This is a genomic window from Shewanella sp. Koi 1 (assembly GCF_052907445.1).
Window position 1 is genome coordinate 3263774 of sequence record NZ_JBREJM010000001.1, and the last position, 14599, is coordinate 3278372.

Annotated in this window: 15 protein-coding genes; 2 read left to right on the plus strand and 13 right to left on the minus strand. The window is 44.6% G+C overall.

The window, feature by feature from the left end:
* Window positions 1-190 precede the first annotated feature (190 nt).
* Window positions 191-1294, minus strand: a complete 1104-nt coding sequence (locus tag ACUZ8J_RS14345) for a response regulator (RefSeq protein WP_446694209.1) — start codon at window positions 1292-1294, stop codon at window positions 191-193.
* 122 nt (window positions 1295-1416) lie between these two features.
* Window positions 1417-2202 (minus strand): MlaA family lipoprotein, encoded by a 786-nt coding sequence (locus tag ACUZ8J_RS14350; RefSeq protein WP_446694210.1) that lies wholly within the window; start codon window positions 2200-2202, stop codon window positions 1417-1419.
* Between the two features lie 225 nt (window positions 2203-2427).
* On the opposite strand from ACUZ8J_RS14350, the gene ACUZ8J_RS14355 reads away from it, so the two are divergent.
* The gene (locus ACUZ8J_RS14355) at window positions 2428-4419 is read left to right on the plus strand and encodes a hypothetical protein (protein WP_446694211.1); all 1992 of its coding nucleotides are present in this window, start codon (window positions 2428-2430) and stop codon (window positions 4417-4419) included.
* 16 nt (window positions 4420-4435) lie between these two features.
* Window positions 4436-4744 carry an EscU/YscU/HrcU family type III secretion system export apparatus switch protein gene (locus ACUZ8J_RS14360; protein ID WP_023267153.1) on the plus strand — a complete coding sequence of 103 codons (309 nt, stop codon included), beginning with the start codon at window positions 4436-4438 and terminating at the stop codon, window positions 4742-4744.
* Window positions 4745-5003: 259 nt separating this feature from the next.
* Here ACUZ8J_RS14360 and ACUZ8J_RS14365 read toward each other — a convergent pair whose 3' ends face one another.
* The 11 genes from ACUZ8J_RS14365 to ACUZ8J_RS14415 form a co-directional block, all read right to left on the minus strand.
* The gene (locus tag ACUZ8J_RS14365; protein ID WP_133178840.1) at window positions 5004-5402 is read right to left on the minus strand and encodes a DUF2802 domain-containing protein; all 399 of its coding nucleotides are present in this window, start codon (window positions 5400-5402) and stop codon (window positions 5004-5006) included.
* Between the two features lie 132 nt (window positions 5403-5534).
* On the minus strand, window positions 5535-6029 hold the full coding sequence (locus ACUZ8J_RS14370; RefSeq protein ID WP_023267151.1) for a chemotaxis protein CheW: 495 nt from the start codon (window positions 6027-6029) through the stop codon (window positions 5535-5537).
* Between the two features lie 7 nt (window positions 6030-6036).
* Window positions 6037-7011 (minus strand): chemotaxis protein CheW, encoded by a 975-nt coding sequence (locus ACUZ8J_RS14375; protein WP_446694212.1) that lies wholly within the window; start codon window positions 7009-7011, stop codon window positions 6037-6039.
* The gene (locus ACUZ8J_RS14380) at window positions 6995-7786 is read right to left on the minus strand and encodes a ParA family protein (protein ID WP_446694213.1); all 792 of its coding nucleotides are present in this window, start codon (window positions 7784-7786) and stop codon (window positions 6995-6997) included. The genes ACUZ8J_RS14375 and ACUZ8J_RS14380 overlap by 17 nt, the downstream gene beginning before the upstream one ends.
* Before the next feature lie 64 nt (window positions 7787-7850).
* On the minus strand, window positions 7851-8336 hold the full coding sequence (locus tag ACUZ8J_RS14385; RefSeq protein ID WP_133182755.1) for a membrane anchored protein in chemotaxis locus: 486 nt from the start codon (window positions 8334-8336) through the stop codon (window positions 7851-7853).
* Window positions 8337-8373: 37 nt separating this feature from the next.
* On the minus strand, window positions 8374-9507 hold the full coding sequence (locus ACUZ8J_RS14390) for a protein-glutamate methylesterase/protein-glutamine glutaminase (RefSeq protein ID WP_023267147.1): 1134 nt from the start codon (window positions 9505-9507) through the stop codon (window positions 8374-8376).
* 20 nt (window positions 9508-9527) lie between these two features.
* Window positions 9528-11810, minus strand: a complete 2283-nt coding sequence (locus ACUZ8J_RS14395) for a chemotaxis protein CheW (RefSeq protein ID WP_446694214.1) — start codon at window positions 11808-11810, stop codon at window positions 9528-9530.
* 15 nt (window positions 11811-11825) lie between these two features.
* A complete protein-coding gene (locus ACUZ8J_RS14400) occupies window positions 11826-12563 on the minus strand; it encodes a protein phosphatase CheZ (protein ID WP_023267145.1) in 738 nt (245 codons plus the stop codon).
* Between the two features lie 13 nt (window positions 12564-12576).
* Window positions 12577-12960, minus strand: a complete 384-nt coding sequence (cheY, locus tag ACUZ8J_RS14405; RefSeq protein ID WP_007649667.1) for a chemotaxis response regulator CheY — start codon at window positions 12958-12960, stop codon at window positions 12577-12579.
* Between the two features lie 47 nt (window positions 12961-13007).
* Window positions 13008-13721 carry an RNA polymerase sigma factor FliA gene (locus ACUZ8J_RS14410; protein ID WP_023267144.1) on the minus strand — a complete coding sequence of 238 codons (714 nt, stop codon included), beginning with the start codon at window positions 13719-13721 and terminating at the stop codon, window positions 13008-13010.
* On the minus strand, window positions 13714-14595 hold the full coding sequence (locus tag ACUZ8J_RS14415; RefSeq protein ID WP_011622085.1) for a MinD/ParA family protein: 882 nt from the start codon (window positions 14593-14595) through the stop codon (window positions 13714-13716). Before ACUZ8J_RS14415 ends, ACUZ8J_RS14410 begins: the two co-directional genes overlap by 8 nt.
* Window positions 14596-14599: the final 4 nt, after the last annotated feature.

Below are 14599 nucleotides of genomic sequence, written 5' to 3' on the forward strand. Positions count from 1 at the left end.
TGATCTTTATAATAAAAAACGCTGCACCTGGCAGCGTTTTTTATTTATTAGCTTTTAATACCAATCGTATTAAATATCTGTTCATTCAGCGGGAGTTAAACGGGCTTTAGACAAGGCGAAGGCTTGAAGGCATAGTGGCGCTCTGTCGAAAGCCTTAAGCCTTCCATGCCACTTAACCCTCCCCCCAAAATTACAAACTGAGTTGCAAAAAACCACCAGCGGGTAAATGGGGATCGTAAACTAGGCCTTTAAATTGATTATCTAATAATTGCTGTTTATGTGCTGATTCATTGGTGGCGATACACAGTTGCTCGTGAGGTAATATCGTGCGGAACTGAATACTCGGTTTCCCCCAATCTAACATTCCCAACTGTAAGCTCTCTGGGAGTGCCAGTGGGCTTAAACCTTCATCATTGCGTAAATAGCACCTTAGCCCCTTCCCTGCTTGTGCTATCGCGGCTCGATACCGAGTTAACTCTATCGCGACGTAAACAATATCAACGGTAATATCTAGACCAGACTTAGCTAAGCGCTCATTCAAGTAACTCAACATATTGAATGGCTCGATGATGGTTTTACTCTGGCCACTTCGAAAACTCTTCAGTTTTTGATTCACAAAACTACGCAGCAATACACAGGCAAATGCCGCGCGATTATCCTCAGGATAGAGATGGGCCATGTACATGATGAGGTAGTCACTGCCTACCATAGTGGAATCAATAAAGTAACTACTGATATCGCTACTCTTAAACAGACTGTAATCCACCTTGGCTGTGGGATAGCTTATGTTAGAGGCAGGAAACAGTTGCTGCTGAACTTGTTTAGCCGCCTCAACACTTTGTTCTAACAGAGCCAAGTTATCCTTGAGTTCTTGATTAGATAAAGCATCAAACTCGGCTTGAGTCACATCATCGGAATGGTGTCGTTGCAACCCCTGTTTTATCGCTTGTTCGATGATAAATAAATCGGGGACGGGTTTTACGAGATAATCACAGGCACCTACACGCAGGGCTTCAACGACATCCGCCATTACGTTATTACCAGAGACCACAATTGAAGGCACCAGCGGCTCTAATTTACTCATTTCCTTGAGCATATCGAGTCCACCGAGTTTAGGCATGCTGAGATCGGCAAGAATAATATCGAAACGTTGTTGCTTAAAAATGGACAGTCCCTGCTCACCATCGCAGGCCTGCACAACTTCGGCACCGCGCCCAATCAGAAAAGTGGCGACGATTTGCCTAAAGACCGGGTCGTCTTCGACCCAAAGAATAGAAACATCATTTAACGCCATAAAGATTCCCGAATAACATTCATTGCGATAGCAATAACTCAATCATGACATCGGAAGAATCATTCAATACGGCAAGGGCTTGGCTGCAAAAAAGGATTTACAGCCAAGTACAGCGCATAAGCTTACTCAAGTTCCTGCATGTACTGATCGAGCAACTCATCATCTTCTTGTTTTTGAGGAACATTGCCATCATAGACTTTATAGTCCATGTGTTGTAAATACGCATCTTTCACAAAGGTATAGGGATCGAGCGCATTATCAACAAGCCTTTCTTGGTCAATCGCAGATGCTCTCGCATGGAGACTCTTCAAACCCCATTTAACAACGGACTGCCATATCGTTAGCTCTGATAGTGGGAAGTATAGACCATCAACCCAATCTGATGCGAGTTCACGAACCACATAGGGACCGGCAAAAGGCGCCATGAAGTAAGGGCCATTAGGTACACCGTAATAGCCTAATACTTCGTTAAACTCATCCTGTTTACGCGGCATCCCCATCATATCTGCCACGTCAAAGACGCCCAGCAACCCTATAGTGCTATTGATGGTAAAACGACCGCCGGCATTCGCTGCCCATCCCCACTTACCTTGCAGCAGATTGTTGACCGCGCTACCAGGCTCTTCCAAATTCTGAACAAAGTTATTCACCCCCATTTTGGCAGGAAGTGGAATATAGTCGTTATAACCATGTGCAACGGGACGATACAGGTATCTATCTAGAAATAGATAGTTAAAGTCCCACATAGCACGGTTAAATCCTTCAAAGGGATCTCTTGGATCTTCGTAAGTAATTTTTACATTTGAAGCCGTATCCTTTGGAGTGGTCTCAGGTACAGCAGTCTCTGCACCATAGACCTTGGGCAGTAAGGCACATCCTAAAAGAACCCCTATCCATTTCAACTTCATATTACTCTCTTAAATAAATGTACTGCCGAGTTAACGAGTTTTCGTTAAAGTGACGACTAACAAGTGACGATAAAGGATTAGTACTCTAAGTTTTATACTCAGTATGACAGAGAAAATACCATCCAATCGCCTTGCATAAAGCGCATTAGCTTACTTAGCAAAATCGTTTGGTCAATTGTTAATTTTTAAATAACGTACCGTAAGATATTCTAGCAAGGGTCTAATATGGAGCCGATTCCACTCAGTCAAATGACTAATGCATCACTAATCACTGCGGGAGCGCAAAGTGATGTGCCAAGTGCTAACTTTCGGCCAATCCCTGCTGAAGTACAGTTATCCCCCGAAGGCGACAGTATTATTCTAAACGGTACAGAATATAATTTAAAGCTGGTTAATGCACTTCAACGCCAGGTTTTACTCAACGCGAGTCAATTACTTGTCAACCAAATCCCTGCGCAGACTACTCAATCAAGCTCAGTTAGTCAGACCAATCAACTCCTTGCATTAGGTACAACTGTCAATCTTAAGCTGCCTGATGCAATTATTTTGCTCGCGCAGCAAAACGGCATTCAACAATCAAAACTCTACGCCTTTGCAGCTCGCCCACAAGGCTACCCGCTTCCAAACGTTATCGTTAATGAGAAGACATTCCAGTTCGCTAACGGTGCAATTGTGCAGCAAGATCCTGGCACAAGGCTTAACGCCGGAGAATATCAGGCAAAAATCGCGCTTTCTCAAGGGAAACCTATTTTAGTGTTGACCCCAATACTGAGCAAACTTGAAATACAAATCGGCGCGCCAATAAATGAAACTCAGCTTCCCACTTTTGATAAACAATCTACCCATATTGTGATGAGCAAAATGGAGCCTGTGCAGATTATTACCCAATTTCTGCGCAAGCTAGAGGGGCTGGTATCTCAATCGGATGCCTCAGCAAGTATCGCAACAACTAAACGTGAAGTGATACCCGAAACAAAGACTCAAATAGTAGGGATCGCTACAGACGTCCCTTTGTTCAAAAATAAGCAGGCCGATAATACTGCTAGTCTATCGCTTAGTACTGAACCTAAGCTGACTACAGGTCAGCAAAATTTGGAGCAAAGTAATAAATTTCAAAATCTTGAGTCCAAAGTAGCTGGCTCTCAACTCAAGGAAAATCTCAATGAACGCGCCGCTATAGAGGCCAAGAATATAACAAACATGGCTAATGCTTTGTTAACTCAAAATAACAAATCTGATTCAACGGGCCCACAAGCAAAAGTATCAAGTTTACTAAATGGATTATCGACAAAAGAATTCGCTAGTGACGCGACTCTCCAGAACCTTAAAACGCAGCCACCAGTAGACATTTCAAATACTCGCAAGCTACATACTGAAGAAAATACAATGATTAATCAGGTGCTTCAAAAAGCCTTTACTAAGGCTGGCGCGCTACCTATTGACCAGATGCTTGTGCGTAGCAACGCAAATTTAGCGGCTGAGCTATTAAAATTGTTACCCCATTTAAGCCCATCCCCTTTAGGTCAATTGAGCGACCCAAGTGAACTAAAGGCCCAAATTCTTGGATTAGCGACGTTAAACCTTGCGACACCGCACCTAAACCAAGCTACTACGCTATTCAACGCTGGTGCAATTACCTCACTATTTCAATTGTTATTGGGATTTCGAGCGAATAATAGCAACAGCAGTATGAGCGCAAAGTTGGCTGATTATTTAGAACAGCTCCAAGCCAAAATCGGACTGTCCAGTCATCAACTTAATCAATTTAGTAAAGCGGGTGGCTTAGAAAGTATGGGGCAACTCGCCTCAAGCTTACAGCTTTACCAACAAGCTAGTAGTGAGAATAACGGCAACCTAGTATGGTTTTTTGCCCTTCCCTATGGGATTAATCAACGCCATGAACAATTAGAGGGTAAATTTGAGCGTGAAGCCGACAACGATGAACAACAAAAACATAAGGGCTGGCATTTACAATTGAAATTTAATCTCGCCCAAGGCCCCTTGTTGATCGCTGCACGGTTTCATCAACAGGTTTTAGATATCCAGTTTAAAGGGGATAATCAGCAGCTACTTAGTCGTGTCGATAACTTTTTAGCCCCACTTGGACAAAAACTATCCCAGCTAGGTTTTACGCCAGGTGAACTATCGACACAATTGGCGCCCATTCCTGCTACCTTACTCCCTGGTGATCATTTTCTTGTGAAAACCAGAGCATAATTAACGAGGTCTATCTATGGCAGAAGAATGTAAAACCCAACAAGCAGTAGCCTTAAGCTATGACGGGAAACATGCTCCAAAAGTAGTCGCATCGGGAGAAGGCCTCATAGCAGATGAAATTATCGCCCTCGCCAAAGCCTCAGGGGTATATATTCACCAAGATCCCCATCTCAGCAATTTTTTACGACTATTGGAACTGGGTGAAGAAATACCCAAAGAACTTTATCTGCTGATCGCAGAACTCATTGCATTTGTCTATATGTTAGATGGCAAGTTCCCAGAGCAGTGGAATAACATGCATAAGAAGATTGTCGATAAGGCTTAAAACAGAGCTGGCTTAACGATAGATGCTAGAATGCTTAGCTGCATGAGCGCTTAGCGACTAGAAAAGCACAGCATCGCTAAAGCACTGCTCCTGCACTGTGATTAACAAGCGGCTACTCCCCACCTAGTCTGACCAACATGGATGCAGGAAATGTCAGATTTGGTATTGAACAAAATTGACCATGCAGTCGTTTGCTCCTTGTCGATTCCAGCACCTCGCAGTGGCGCTCTAGAGACCGAAGGCCGCCATAGATGAGCCATTATTTTCGGTGTAAACGGATCAATAACTCAGCTTCGGCTTTTGGGAGCTCACACTCTTTGATTAACTCATCCACCCCAGCACCAAGAGCAACCATCTTCATCGCACGAGTGTAAAGTTTAGCTTGAGGGTCTTGTTGAGTAGACTCTTCAATACGTTCAGATTGCTGATGTAAGCGCTTTTCAAGCTCGATTACACGTCGCCCCATCCCAATTGTGCCACTGCGGAGCTCCTGCATTTCTCGCTTAAAGCTTTCACGCTGACGGTCACCTTCCTTCACTAAAACTGTCAAGGCCTCAACTTTACTGCGCAACTTACTTAATTGTTTTTGGAGGTAAAGGACTAATCCCAAACACGCAATTACATAAACCAAAGCTGCGATTATAAATTCATCGCCCATTCATAATCCCTACACATCTCGAAAGGCTAAATCCGCAAAGCTTAATAATGCTCAAAGCTAAAGAACGACTCGATACTCAATTTTATAGACAATAAAAAGCGGCAGAATTTACTGCCGCCGACAAATTCAAGCTTAGAGTTGATTTAACTCAGCCCATTCTTCGTCTGATAACAGTTTGTCTAAGTCAACTAAGATCAATAGCTCGTTGTCGCGGTTACTGACGCCTTGGATAAACTTGGCACTTTCTTCAGTTCCGACATTTGGTGCGTTATCGATCTCTGAGCGGCGTAAATAAACCACTTCAGCAACACTATCAACCAAGATGCCAATAACTTGTTTTTCTGCCTCGATGATCACAATACGAGTTGAGTCATCCACTTCGGCAGACTGTAAACCAAAACGAGAGCGAGTATCGATAACCGTAACCACATTACCGCGTAAGTTAATAATCCCTAATACGTAATGTGGCGCGCCAGGCACTGGAGCGATTTCGGTGTAACGTAGCACTTCTTGCACTTGCATTACATTGATACCATAAGTTTCGTTGTCTAACTTAAAGGTAACCCATTGCAATACAGCATCATCTTTACTTGCAGCCACGGCTGCGACATTTCTTGAATCTTTCATGTTTACCTCAACCAATGGAGTCCTGACAGCCTAAACCCGCATCAAGCATTTCAACTAAGGCTTGAACGTGCAAAATGCCACACATTTGTTCTTTCACCACACCAGCTAACCAAGGACGTTTCCCCGCTTTGCTGCGCCAATTTACTTGCGATTTGTTAATCTTTACGGCATTAAGCAGGGACTCACAAGCTAATCCCCAATTACTGCCCTCTAATAATACAAGATATTGATAATTTACCGATTGCGCCAGTTTATCAGTGTATTTTTCTGGCATAACCCACGCACAAGTATCAACAAGATTTAACTGCTCTTCTCTGTGGGTTTGTACTCCCAAGAACCATGAAGGGCGGCCAATGATATGGTTAATCCTTTCAACCTTAACAATTCCACCAAGGCTAACCAAGGGAACAGCTAATGTTAAACCTGCTACTTTAAAGAATAGTACTTGAAATTCATCATCGAGCACTTCTTGCAAATCTTTTGTCACACTCGGAGGTGCAAAACCAACCTGCGTCTCTGGCGTTATCGAGTTAGACTCAATTTGTTCAGGTTCAACCACACTAGATTCAACAGTTTCCTCAGGTTTTGACACCATCGGTGTTACTGGTTTAACGGGTGTTGATACAACCTCCGCGGGTTTCTCCTCTGTAACATTGGTCGTTTTCAGCACAGGTGCAAGTAATTTTTCTAACGCCTGTTTATTCACCAGAGGGGGCGCACTCTCAGCGGTCGCCATAATCGTAGGCTTTGACTTAGCCAATTGGACTTCAGGCGTAGAAGTGTTTTTGACTTGTGTCTTAGACTGTTCATGATTGGCCAAAATGGCATCATTAAGTAGCTGAGCTTCAGTCTTTGTCTTCAGTGCTAAAGATGTCGAAACGCCCTCTTGAGGTTTAACTTGGGAAGCAACAAGAGCACTATCCTCTTCGTGCAACAGTAACTCAAAAAAATCAAAAACAGTTTCATCAACCGATTTTGACATGACCAAACTCCCCAACTAGAAGAAAATCTAATAATCTTTCGTAAGCTTTTACACCACGACACCCACTTGCATAATGCGAAGCAGGTAAATGTGCCAAACTTGCATCTCTAAATTTAGTATCAACAGGGATGACATCTCGCCAAAGGCTGTCACCATATTGTTCACTCAAAAGCTGTAGCGCGGCAGGAGAAGCTTTCGTCCGCTTATCATACATCGTTGGCACGACTGTATAACTGTAACGAGTTTTCTTCGACCTCCCCATAATCTCCATCGTCTTCACCATGCGCTCTAAACCTTTGATGGCGAGAAACTCAGTTTGCACAGGAATAACAATATGCTGGCTTGCCGCGAGCGCATTTACCATGAGTACCCCCAACACGGGTGGACAATCCACTATGGCTACATCATATTCATCTGCCACAAGCGCAAGTAAATTACGCAACACTAGCCCCATCCCCTCTTGATGACCCAATGCTCGGTCAAGCGTTGCAAGCGCCATAGTGGCGGGCAGTAAATCTAGGCCATCCACTAAGGTTGGTACGATATGTGACTGAACCAACTCTTTAGTTAAGTTTTTATGTGCGATGAAAACATCAAAGAGCGACCCTGGAACTTCTTCTGAATCAATACCAAGATAATAACCAAGCGAGGCGTGTGGATCTGTATCTATCATAAGTACACGTTTGCCCCGCTTAGCAAGTGCACCTGCTAAGCTAGCTACAGACGTGGTTTTACCCACCCCACCTTTTTGATTCGCAATGGTCCAGACCTTCAAAGCACTGACCTCTTTAATGTTAAAGCTTGGCGATTAGCTAGGCTTACTTAGAGTAACATCTGTGTTACTCACCTTCTCTTGTCGTCACTCGAATCCCACCATTGGGTAAACTAATGACTTTGACCCCATCAGCATTCTCAGAAATTACCACAGGAGCATTATCCAGAGGCTGCACGCTTTCCCTTGAAACAGATGGTGCCGTCTCTGAACGCAATGCATCAGGTACAGAATCCATTTGGGCTTGCGCTTTGGCATTACCATTTGAAGCTCTATCAAGCAGAGATGGTACCTCTGCTGAAGAGGACGCCGCTTGAGGCCCAAGCGTTACCGCTGTCTGCACTCCAGGCTCGGCCATTTTGAGCATTGCTTTAGTCTGCTCAGGATGCGAAGCAAGCCAATCGGCAATGGCTTGAGCCTGTTCATCAGGCACCATCAGCATGATTTGAGTTGACTCTAAACGCTTAACATCTGAACGCAGCTTTAAAATTTTTCTATGGTAATCAAAACTTAACGCACCAAGACACACTATAGCAATCGACATTAATACCATTATAAGCACAACATTCGTGCTTAAGTGTGAATTGGGACTAGCCACGTACCGACTCTTTTAATATTGACTCAGCCATGTGTTCCAATGAAATTGACTGAGTGGCAATTCCTGCACTAGCCACCGCTTGTGGCATACCATAAACTACACAGCTCGCTTCATCCTGCGCCCAAATGGTTGCCCCAGCGGCTTTAAGCATTCGAGCACCTTCTCGACCGTCAGCTCCCATTCCTGTCAAAACCACAGCAAGCACATCACCACCAAACGCTTTTGAAGCAGAAGCAAATGTAATATCAACACATGGCTTGTAGTTCATTTCGGCACTGCCCGCGAGCACTTTAATGCGCCCCGTCACGCCGGTTCGCTCAACCATCATTTGCATACCGCCTGGCGCTAAATAGGCGCAACCTGGACGCAAAATATCACCATTTGCCGCTTCTTTTACCTCGATTTTACACAAGCCATTGAGTCGATTCGCAAACGCTGGGGTAAACGCCGCGGGCATATGCTGAATCAGCAAAATAGGATGTGGATAATTTGCAGGGAATTGAGTCAGGATTTTTTGTAATGCAACAGGTCCACCTGTAGAAGTACCAATTAACAACAACTTGTATTGCTTACCACTGGCACGAATGGATGATACTGGTGAAGAACGAACTGGCGCCGAAACGTTTGGCGCTGACGTCCCAACACTCCCAAGCACAGCGCCCGAACTTGACCGTGGCGTAACGGGTGTCACGGGCGTAACACTAGGGCGTACAATTGGACGAAAAATCCTACGGCGACCTAAAGCTTTCACTCTTTGTTGCAAGAGCAAAATTGCTTCATCTTTATTGGTCGCAATATCTTCAAAACGCTTAGGTAAAAAATCCAAAGCGCCCGCATCCAACGCATCCAAGGTTGCTTTTGCACCATCGTGAGTTAACGATGAAAACATCAAAATGGGAGTCGGACACTTTGCCATAATCTCGCGCACAGCTGAAATACCATCCATGACTGGCATTTCGATGTCCATGGTAATCACTTGGGGGTTAAGCTCAGCAGCCATCTTCACCGCTTCGGCCCCATTAGAGGCCGTCGCGATCACTTCCAGTTCAGGATCTTGATTGACTATTTCACTAACACGTCGTCTAAAAAAACTTGAGTCATCAACGACTAATACTTTAATGGCCATTCCATTCCTTAGCTTGGAAACTAACTTTTATTTTTCGCATAATGCTTTAGTAATCCTGGGACATCCAAAATTAAAGCTATACCGCCATCGGATGTAATCGTTGCCCCTGCCATACCTGGCGTACCATGTAATAAAGCACCAAGCGGTTTAATGACCACTTCTTCTTGGCCAATCAGCGCATCTACAACAAAACCAATCTGCATAATGCCTAACTGCACAATCACTACATGGCCGTGTTTTTTATCTCCATGCTTAAAGTTGGTCTTATTTCGATGCAACCAATGCTCTAGATAGAAAAGTGGTACCGCCTTGTTGCGGACAATCACAGTCAGTTGTCCATCGACAATATTGGTCTTGGTGAGGTCGAGATGGAAAATTTCATTAACACTGGATAAAGGTAGAGCAAAAACTTGTTTAGCCACATCGACCATAAGTGTTGGCATAATTGCCAAGGTTAATGGCACTTTAATCTCAAGTATGGTGCCCTTACCTTTCATGGAGTCGATATGGACTGTACCGTTCAGCTGGGTAATACGGGTTTTAACTACGTCCATTCCCACGCCACGACCCGAAATATCTGATATTTCGACCTTGGTTGAGAATCCAGGAGCAAAGATCAGATTATAGGCTTCGTTATCGGTCATTCGAGCTGCGGAGTCTTCATCTAAAACGCCACGCTTGATTGCTATTTGTTTTAACTTTTCAGGGTCCATCCCTGCGCCATCGTCTTCGATTTTAAGCAGAATATGGTCACCTTCTTGGCTCGCAGAAAGTGTAATTACACCTGTTCTAGGTTTTCCACACGCCTCACGGTCACTAGGCATTTCAATACCATGGTCGACAGAGTTACGCACTAAGTGGACTAATGGATCTGCAAGCGCTTCAACAAGGTTTTTGTCTAAGTCAGTTTCTTCCCCGACCAATACTAAATCGATCTCTTTGTTGAGAGTACGGGCTAAGTCACGTACCACACGAGGAAAACGGCCAAAGACTTTCTTAATAGGCTGCATGCGAGTTTTCATCACTGCGCCTTGTAAGTCCGCAGTAACTAAATCCAAATTCGCAAGCGCTTTAGACATTTCTTCGTCATCACGACTTATGCCTAAGCTTACCAAGCGGTTACGCACCAATACTAACTCACCCACCATGTTCATGATCTGGTCAAGTCTTGCGGTGTCAACCCGAACGGTTGTTTCACCTTGAGGCACATTAGCAGAAGCTGCTGGCGCCACTTTGGCAGGCGCTTTTTCAGCAACTGCAACCTCAGTTTTTACTGTTGCCGCTGCAGGCGTTGCTGTCGGCTTAGATGCAGGCGTAGCAGCATTAACCTTAGGTGTGACAGGCGTAACTGGTGTAGGAGCAGTTTGAACTGTTTTCGCAGGCTCAGTTTTGGTGATAGGTTTAGCCGGAGCGCCACCTTTTCCATGCAATTCATCCAGTAACCGTTCGAATTCATCCTCTGTGATTTCATCAGAATCGACAGGAGTAGGAGGTGGAGGTGGAGTCACGGCTTCAGCCTTAGGTTTTACTGGCGCAGCCGCTTCAACTTTACCACTAAATTTGCCAGAGCCATGAAGTTCATCAAGCAGAGCCTCGAACTCATCGTCAGTAATATCATCACTGGCACTAGCAGGTTGTGCTTGAGCTTTAATACTTGCTGAAACCGCTGGAGTCGCTTCAACTTTTGGAGACGTTACGCCGGGGCCTTTCCCTGAACCATGCAAGGCATCTAATAAAGCTTCAAACTCAGCTTCGTCAATTTCATCAATACTAGAGCTGGTTGAAGCGCCATTTTCAGCAGGCATTTCCTCAACAACGGCGACCTCGACAACGGGTTCAATGATCGGTTCTGGCTCTGGCTCTGGCTCTGGCTCAACTTCTGCACTAACTTGCCCCATTTCTGAAGGTAATGGCTCACCAGAACTGAGCATTTTCAGTTTCGCAAGTAAGGCAGGATCGGCAGGTTCTTGTTGCTCCCCTTGCTGGGTTTGAGCAAACATCGTATTTATCGCATCAACGGCTTGAAGAATGATGTCCATTAACTCAGCGGTGACGCTACGCTTACCTGTGCGTAATAAATCGAATGTATTTTCTGCCTCATGGCAGACATCAACCATGGGAGTCAGACTAAGGAACCCTGCGCCGCCTTTTACGGTGTGAAACCCCCTAAAAATGGCATTTAGCAAGTCAGTATCATCAGGATTATTTTCAAGGGCGACAAGTTGCTCTTGAAGCAACTCTAATATTTCCCCCGCCTCAATTAAAAAGTCCTGGAGTATCTCTTCATCTACATCAAAGGCCATCAAATTGACTCCCAGTTAGAAACCCAGACTCGATAGCAGATCATCCACCTCGTCTTGACCCGTTACGACATCTTGACGAAGTTCGGCATTCATTATCGGCCCTTCAGCTTCAATATTATTTTTCTGAGTAATCTGACTCTCAATTATTGGCTGCTCACCAAACACCGTCAGCATAGACACCAGATTACTTTCAACTTCCATCACTAGATCGATTACCCGACGGATCATTTGTCCTGTCAGGTCTTGAAAATCCTGCGCCATCAATATTTGGTTGAGCAATTCACGTAATCGGTTTGAATCCAGTTCACTACGCGACATCAAATGCTGAACATTGTGACAAAGCACTTTAAAATCACCGAGTGCAATTTCACGACGCATTAACTTATCCCAAGATGGCATCACTTGCTGGATATTCGCGGTTAATGCATTCGCTAACGGCAAGCATTCTTCAACTGCATCCATCGTTTTATTTGCAGCTTGCTCCGTCATGTCAATGACATAACTCAGCCTTTCCTTAGCATCGGGTATTTCAGTATTAGCTAACTCAATCAAACGATTATCGATTTGGAAATCCATTAATGCGCTGTGTAGTTGCCGAGTCAGTTTTCCGACTTCGTCAAAGAGCTCTCTTTGGAGTGGAGCAGCGAGTTCCCTAAATAAATCATCCGCTTGAGTTTGTTCATTAGCGTTCAATAATTCAACTAAACGCTGCGCTTGCTCGAGCGTGATGAGCCCTGATGTTTGTGACTTCATAGCTCATCCCTGCTTAAGCGAGTCGTTCGAATATTTTATCTAACTTCTCTTTTAAAGTTGCTGCAGTAAAAGGTTTAACGACGTAGCCATTCACTCCTGCTTGCGCAGCAGCGATAATTTGTTCGCGTTTTGCTTCAGCGGTCACCATAAGCACAGGTAAATGCTTAAGGGAGTCATCTGCTCTAATTGCTTTGAGCAAATCAATCCCCTGCATTCCAGGCATGTTCCAGTCTGTGACGACAAAATCAAAATCCCCTTTTTGCAACATTGGCAAGGCGGTTGAGCCATCGTCCGCTTCTTGGGTGTTGTTAAAGCCCAAGTCTCGCAACAAGTTCTTGATGATCCGTCTCATTGTCGAAAAGTCATCAACGATGAGAATCTTCATATTCTTGTCCAAGGTTTCCTCCGGTGAGCTGACATTCAGTGCTCAATTAATAATTATACTTATGTCCAATGCTTGAGTTTGCCTTTGAGTCGCAACATTGCCTGACTTAGAATCTGGCTAACACGCGATTCGCTTACCTCAAGAATGGCGCCAATTTCTTTTAAATTCAATGCTTCATCGTAGTACAACGATAGCACTAGCGCATCTCTTTCGGGCAATAATTTTATTGCCTCTACAAGTGCAGAATGAAACTGGGTCTCTGCCAACACTTCAAACGTACCATCACTAACATTATCGCTTGTAGTAAGTATATCCTGTGATACGCCTAAGTCCTCTATCCCTATGATTTTACCAACAGAAACATCGTTAAGAATATGATGGTACTCATCTAGCGTCATATCAAGTTTTTCTGCAATTTCTGTGTCGCGTGCATCACGACCCAGCACTTGCTCTAACTCATCAATGGCATGAGCAATTCGACGATTATTACGGTGGACAGAACGAGGAACCCAATCGCCACGACGGATTTCATCCAACATGGCACCACGGATCCTTATGCCGGCGAAGGTTTCAAACTTTGCACCTTTACCGCCATCAAACTTAGATGATGCTTCTAATAACCCCATCATCCCCGCTTGAAGCAAGTCATCGAGCTGCACTGAAGCAGGTAATCTGGCGAGCAAGTGATGTGCAATTCTTTTAACCAACGGTGCATACTGTTCAACGATTGACGTTTTATTGTCTAAACAAGTATACGCTGCGGCTTTATTCACTCGTTTTTTCCTCTTGAAAATCTGGTCGCTGAACTAATCGCTCAACGAAAAACTCCAAATGCCCACCAGGTTGCTGGGGTACTGGCCAGCTCATAATTTTATTCGCTAGACCATGGTAAGCAATCGCTGCAGGAGATTTAGGATAAGCCTCAACAACAAGCTTTTGCTTACGTACCGATTTACGCAGATTCTCGTCAAACGGTATCGTTGCCACTAATTCAAGTGCCACGTCTAAAAATCTGTCGGTCACTTTACTGAGTTTAGCAAACAATTCCATACCTTCGCGCAAACTACGCACCATATTTGCAACAATTTTAAAGCGGAAGACGCCGTGTTCACGGCTGAGGATTTTGATTAACGCATAGGCGTCAGTGATTGAGGTTGGCTCGTCACAAACAACAACTAGCACATCCTGTGACGCACGGGAGAAACTGAGCACCATATCTGAAATCCCCGCCGCGGTATCGACGATAAGAATATCAAACTGGGTACGCATCTCACTGAAAGCACGAATTAACCCCGCATGTTGCGCAGGACTTAATTCGACCATACCTTGAGTACCAGAGGTTGCGGGGACAATGCCAATACCTTTAGGACCGCGGACAATAATGTCGTCCAGCTCAGCATCGCCTGAGAGTACATGGGAAAGGTTACGTTCAGCACGGATCCCTAACATGACATCGACGTTTGCTAAGCCAAGGTCGGCATCAAGCACTAAGACACGCTTGCCCTTTTCGGCTAATGCTACTGCGGTATTGATGGACACGCTGGTTTTACCCACGCCACCTTTACCACCCGTAACCGCGATTACTTTCACTTTTTCGTTATAGGGTTGATTCATCATACGTAAACCACTTGCTTGATCCAGGGTCATAACT

What these genes read in the sequence shown, in the direction of transcription:
- ACUZ8J_RS14350 (WP_446694210.1), bottom strand. Translation starts at nt 2,202, where the DNA reads ATGAAGTTGAAATGGATAGGGGTTCTTTTAGGATGTGCCTTACTGCCC.
- ACUZ8J_RS14390 (WP_023267147.1), bottom strand. Translation starts at nt 9,507, where the DNA reads ATGGCCATTAAAGTATTAGTCGTTGATGACTCAAGTTTTTTTAGACGA.
- ACUZ8J_RS14400 (WP_023267145.1), bottom strand. Translation starts at nt 12,563, where the DNA reads ATGAAGTCACAAACATCAGGGCTCATCACGCTCGAGCAAGCGCAGCGT.
- ACUZ8J_RS14370 (WP_023267151.1), bottom strand. Translation starts at nt 6,029, where the DNA reads ATGAAAGATTCAAGAAATGTCGCAGCCGTGGCTGCAAGTAAAGATGAT.
- ACUZ8J_RS14365 (WP_133178840.1), bottom strand. Translation starts at nt 5,402, where the DNA reads ATGGGCGATGAATTTATAATCGCAGCTTTGGTTTATGTAATTGCGTGT.
- ACUZ8J_RS14415 (WP_011622085.1), bottom strand. Translation starts at nt 14,595, where the DNA reads ATGACCCTGGATCAAGCAAGTGGTTTACGTATGATGAATCAACCCTAT.
- ACUZ8J_RS14345 (WP_446694209.1), bottom strand. Translation starts at nt 1,294, where the DNA reads ATGGCGTTAAATGATGTTTCTATTCTTTGGGTCGAAGACGACCCGGTC.
- ACUZ8J_RS14385 (WP_133182755.1), bottom strand. Translation starts at nt 8,336, where the DNA reads ATGGTATTAATGTCGATTGCTATAGTGTGTCTTGGTGCGTTAAGTTTT.
- ACUZ8J_RS14360 (WP_023267153.1), top strand. Translation starts at nt 4,436, where the DNA reads ATGGCAGAAGAATGTAAAACCCAACAAGCAGTAGCCTTAAGCTATGAC.
- ACUZ8J_RS14395 (WP_446694214.1), bottom strand. Translation starts at nt 11,810, where the DNA reads ATGGCCTTTGATGTAGATGAAGAGATACTCCAGGACTTTTTAATTGAG.
- ACUZ8J_RS14355 (WP_446694211.1), top strand. Translation starts at nt 2,428, where the DNA reads ATGGAGCCGATTCCACTCAGTCAAATGACTAATGCATCACTAATCACT.
- ACUZ8J_RS14375 (WP_446694212.1), bottom strand. Translation starts at nt 7,011, where the DNA reads ATGTCAAAATCGGTTGATGAAACTGTTTTTGATTTTTTTGAGTTACTG.